This is a genomic window from Candidatus Thiodiazotropha endolucinida (assembly GCF_001715975.1).
GTDB classification, from domain to species: Bacteria; Pseudomonadota; Gammaproteobacteria; order Chromatiales; family Chromatiaceae; genus Thiodiazotropha; species Thiodiazotropha endolucinida.
This window is the reverse complement of the sequence record NZ_MARB01000046.1, coordinates 1-4,692: the sequence shown is the minus strand read 5'-3', so window position 1 is coordinate 4,692 and position 4,692 is coordinate 1. Positions and strand designations below refer to the sequence as shown.

Sequence of the window (4,692 nt, the reverse complement as noted above, 5' to 3'; positions counted from 1 at the left end):
GTCATACGGCCTTTTTGTGAATAAACGGTTTGATGATTTGAGTAATAGTGTTATAAACCAGACACCCATTCCTGTTACTAACCCCATGTTCTATACCAAACTCAATCAAATCATTAGCGGCTTGCGTTCCCCCTGGCTGTACCCTTAAATCCAGAACCATGTTAGCTGGTTGGCCATCAACAGTAGTAGCCCTGCCACTTCCCAAATCTCTTATATGACCCTGAATTCTACCTATCCATGTTATAAACTTTATAAACCAGACACCCATTCCTGTTATAAACCAGACACCCATTCCTGTTATAAACCAGACACCCATTCCTAAATATATATCCATTTGCACGTTCAACACATCTGATTGAAATGGTTGCCACACCTAGTCTCCCACACTTAAGTCATACGGCCTTTTTGTGAAAAAACGGTTTGATGATTTGAGTAATAGTAAATTAGAAACAGTAAACACACGGAGTCGTACATAGTTGCACCTCAGCGTGCACTGATGCAGTTAGTTTTGGCTCAGAGAGTGTTTTTAAGTGAGCAGCAGACGAACAGCCCCGAGATATAAACCAGACACCCATTCCTAAATATATAACCATTTGCACATCCAACACATCTGATTGAAATGGTTGCTACATCTAGTCTCCCACACTTAAGTCCTACGGCCTTTTTGTGAAAAAACGGTTTGATGATTTGTAGTAACAATAAATTAGAAACAATAAACACGCGGAGTCGTACACAGTTGCACCTCAGCGTGCACTGATGCAGTTAGTTTTGGCTCAGCGAGTGTTTTAAGTGAGCAGCAGACGAACAGCCCCGAGATTCGGTGTTCGCCGATACTCCATTCTACGGCAGGCAGCGGTGAGCCTGTGACTCATGCCGACCAGCCCCTTGAAGCGGCTCTCGAAATGTTGCGTCATATAGAGCCAATGCTTGGGTTCGATTTTTAAACGTTCGAGAATCGGCGGTTGGTTTTCAGGTATATAGCCGCGCTTGTTTTCCAAGATGGCACGCCCCGTCCAATCGACAAGCGCAAGATAGTCACTGAGCCGAAACGGCAGTCCCTCGGGCATGTCTTGGCGAGGATGGCCGATAAAAGGCGCTAAACCCTGAGGTGTTTCTTTTTTATCCGAGTATGCTTGATCACGAGCTAATTGATCTGTCCGCTCCGCAATGGAGGTGTACTCGGATTGCTCCGGTGTCTGCGCCAGTCCTGCCCTGATTGGATTGAGATCCACATATGCCATACAGGCCATCAGGGCCTTTTCATCCAGCAGGGCCTGGGACTTGTATCGGCCCTCCCAGTAGCGACCGCTACAACCGTCCTCTTTGTTGGCCTGACGGGCAATCGGTTCGTTGAGACAGCGCATGAACCAACTGATGTCGTGCAGTCGCTTGCGCCATTTTGTCAGCAATTCCGATACCGTTTCACGCTCAGCACAGGTAATAGTATCCTGAGAATGATAGCGTTGAACGATAACAGGCAGCGAGAAGAGACGCTCCCACCGTGCGATCACCTCCTGCTCGCTCCATTCGGCTGTGCATTGGGTGTCGACATGGAGTATGACGTGGTAGTGATTTGACATCACGGCATAGGCGCAGATATCGATGGCGAAGACATCTGTCAGCTGTTTCATGCGATCGACGATCCATTGGCGCCGATGCTCATAGCTTTTGCCGGTATGTGAGTCTACACCGCAGAGGTGGGCACGGCGCACGCAGCGGGAGACGCAGTGGTAATAGGGGGTTTCTTCAAGTAAAACAAGGGCTTTCCTTGGCTTGGGCATCGTATCACTCCTTGATAGCTGATGTAGGTTAGAGATTGCCAGACTTCATGGTTTTTGGCAAATATTGGATGGATGTCCGATTTAACTATTTAACTTCTTAGTTGGATGGATGTCCGATTTAACTTCGATTTAACTTCCGATTTAACTACTTTCATCGGCCTCAGCAGCCAGCTGATGACAATTTTTGATGGATGTCCGTTTTTAGTTTTTTAGTTTTTTTTAGTTTTTTTTTTAGTTTTAACGTTATCGCTCTCGCTTTATCGCTCTGACGAAAGCGCGGTGCGCAACACTTACTCTCGTGAAAAACTGATCGCTTCACTCACCTTTTCGAGAAAAAACTCACCGAAACTTGCATATTCCTCGTAGAGCTCATGCGATGAATAGTCAATACCCATATCCCATGAATAGACAGGAGATTGCCCCCCCCCTTCATCACCACTTCTTAATACCCATTCGCAACCGTCTCCAATAGTACCGATTACGTAAAGCGCTGATCCCATTGGTGACTCAAGGTTAGAACGTAATCTCTGGGTATTATAAGTAGAATCTCTTGGATCTGATTCAATTCGCTTTTCTTTGGGAACGATACCTTGAATCTCAAGAAATCCGAAGCTACCGGCACCATATTTTGAAAGAAACAAACGATATTCCGGATCAACCTTTATTCCAAGCTGCTCCTCGTACTCAGCAATATCATCATCACTCGCTGGACCCGCGAATGATCTATTTACATCCTTAGCATCCTCAATTTTCTCGATTGCTTTATGTACCAAATCGATTGACATAGTTATATTTCACCTCATTCAAAATCATGAGCCCTTGTTCGCCAGTATCGGCGACGATAATTATCATATCGCCGAGCATCATCAGGATTGTTCCTCCTCCAGCTTTGATACTCGGGATCATTTCGTGGATATATATGTATCTGATTGTAGTAGCGATCATGAAAATCTGCGGGAACTTCTGCAAGTGGTGCCTGCCCATCATCACTCAAACGTTCAGTTTGGATCATATGATGCAATTCCACTGTAACGAGAGTCCCATCTGAACCTATCATGTAAGGGGGTTGACCATTCCTCATTCGCTCCAAATTAGTCCTACTATCTGGGCCTTGTAAGTCAGGATCGATGTCGCTCCTTTGATACACCCTACGTTCATCTACCTCATTTGGTATCCAGAACCTATCGTCTGACGAACTATTTTGCGCATCCGGCATCCCCTCCGCTAACCAATCCTCGTAACTTAACTCACCTCCATTAGCTGTATAATCATCATACTGACGACGCAGCATACGCTCCATCTGTTCCGTCGAAAGCACATCGCCATCATCCGGATCAATGCCAGCAATAACCCTGCCTGTATCCTGGCTACGCAGCCATGTATTTCCTCTGTCTATAACAACATCATAGGTAGCGATATGATCCCACAGCAAAGCAATGTCTCGTCCATGGGTATCATAGACCACTAAGCGTTGAGAATTGGTTAGATAATCAAATATTAGATCGCCTTCACTCCAACGTACGACCGGATCATTACCTGACATCAGCAGGGGCGCCACCAATCCTATCCAGCCTCGGCCAATCCGCCACCAGGAGCTTCCTCCACTAGGTGATGGATCATTTGCAGGCTGATATCTTGTCCAATCCGGAATAGTCGTAGGTAATGGAGCAGTCGGAGTTGTCGGTGCCGGTTGTGGACAGACTGGATTCGGCACCGCAACAGCAATGCTGGTCATATTGGGTGACTGTGCACCATCATCGGGAATCCAATGCTGAACACCGTCTATCGTCACCCAATACTGTCCAAACGGATCGATGGTACTGATGGGATTCCCACCTACGTAGGCATAGGTATTGAGTCCACCCTTCAGTCCGATGGGATCACTGGTGAGATAGCGTCCCGTTTCGGGATCGTAGTCCCTTTGGTAATTGTAATAAGTCCCACTCTCCTGATCTTCATACTGCCCTGGCAACCTGAGATTGAGTGTGATCTGGTGGGTTTGGATGTCGATCAAACCAAACGGGCTGTAATCCGCCGACCAGACCGTTTGTTGCTTCTCATCTGTAACCGCTCTCGGCGCACCCAGGTGATCGGTATGGATCGCATAGGCGATCTTGCCTTCCAGTTTTATAATCGGGCGATGCTGCTGATAGAGGTATTGTGCGGTAACCTTGCCGCTTTCATCGGCCTCGGCGGTCAGCTGATGACTGTCGTAGAGATAGTAGGTGACCTTGGGTTTCCTGCTGAGGCTGTAGATGACCTTCTTAATCCGCTCCCCAAAGCGGTTGTAGGCGTATTCGGCGACCAGGGTCTTGTTTTCCGGATCATCGGGATCGACCCGATAGAGTCGGATTGGCCGCTGTTGGGCATCATATTCGTAACGACGCTCACCGATCTGTTTGGGGCTGCCTGAGGCGTTGTAGCGGTAGGCTTGGCTTTCTCCGTTTTCCTGACTCAGCAGCCGGTTGCCCACACCCGGATTGGGATAACGGTTTTCCTGGGTGGTGATGTTGCCGTCTTGGTCGGCGTGTTCCTTGTAGGTGCGGTTACCCAGGCTATCGTAGTCATAACGGTAGCTGCCCAAATTAGTCTCGGCCTGGGTGAGTCTGCCGAACAGGTCATAGTCGTAATTTTGCAGGATACCATTGTAGTCAATGCCGGTGATTCGGCCCTGCTCGTCATACTGGTATTGCAACCTGAGTTGTTTGCTGTGGCCGATGGCGGTGGTTCTGCCCAGCTTGTCGTGGTGTCGGGTTACTCGCAGGCCATTACCGAAGGTGAGACCGGTTTGCCCGTCGCTGGTGTCCTGGTCGATCTCACCCACTAACGTATCTGCTTTCAGCCCCATCAGGCTCTTGCGGGTGATGGCGCGCAGTTGCCCCTTTTGGTTGCCTTCCCGGTAGTAGTGGTA

Annotated in this window: 4 protein-coding genes; all 4 read right to left on the bottom strand. The window is 48.3% G+C overall.

Annotated elements, in window-relative coordinates; translation table 11 throughout:
* Position 1 precedes the first annotated feature (1 nt).
* Entirely contained in the window at positions 2-373 is a 372-nt protein-coding gene (locus CODIS_RS20220; RefSeq protein ID WP_154723231.1) for a hypothetical protein, read from the bottom strand.
* A gap of 412 nt (positions 374-785) precedes the next feature.
* Positions 786-1,781: a transposase gene (locus CODIS_RS20215; protein ID WP_069128458.1), complete on the bottom strand. Its 996-nt coding sequence runs from the start codon at positions 1,779-1,781 to the stop codon at positions 786-788.
* A 290-nt stretch (positions 1,782-2,071) separates the two neighbouring features.
* Positions 2,072-2,566 (bottom strand): SMI1/KNR4 family protein, encoded by a 495-nt coding sequence (locus CODIS_RS20210; RefSeq protein WP_069128457.1) that lies wholly within the window; start codon positions 2,564-2,566, stop codon positions 2,072-2,074.
* 14 nt (positions 2,567-2,580) lie between these two features.
* On the bottom strand, positions 2,581-4,692 hold a 2,112-nt coding region (locus CODIS_RS20205), incomplete at its 5' end, for an RHS repeat-associated core domain-containing protein (protein WP_201259050.1).

What these genes read in the sequence shown, in the direction of transcription:
- CODIS_RS20210 (WP_069128457.1), bottom strand. Translation starts at nt 2,566, where the DNA reads ATGTCAATCGATTTGGTACATAAAGCAATCGAGAAAATTGAGGATGCT.
- CODIS_RS20215 (WP_069128458.1), bottom strand. Translation starts at nt 1,781, where the DNA reads ATGCCCAAGCCAAGGAAAGCCCTTGTTTTACTTGAAGAAACCCCCTAT.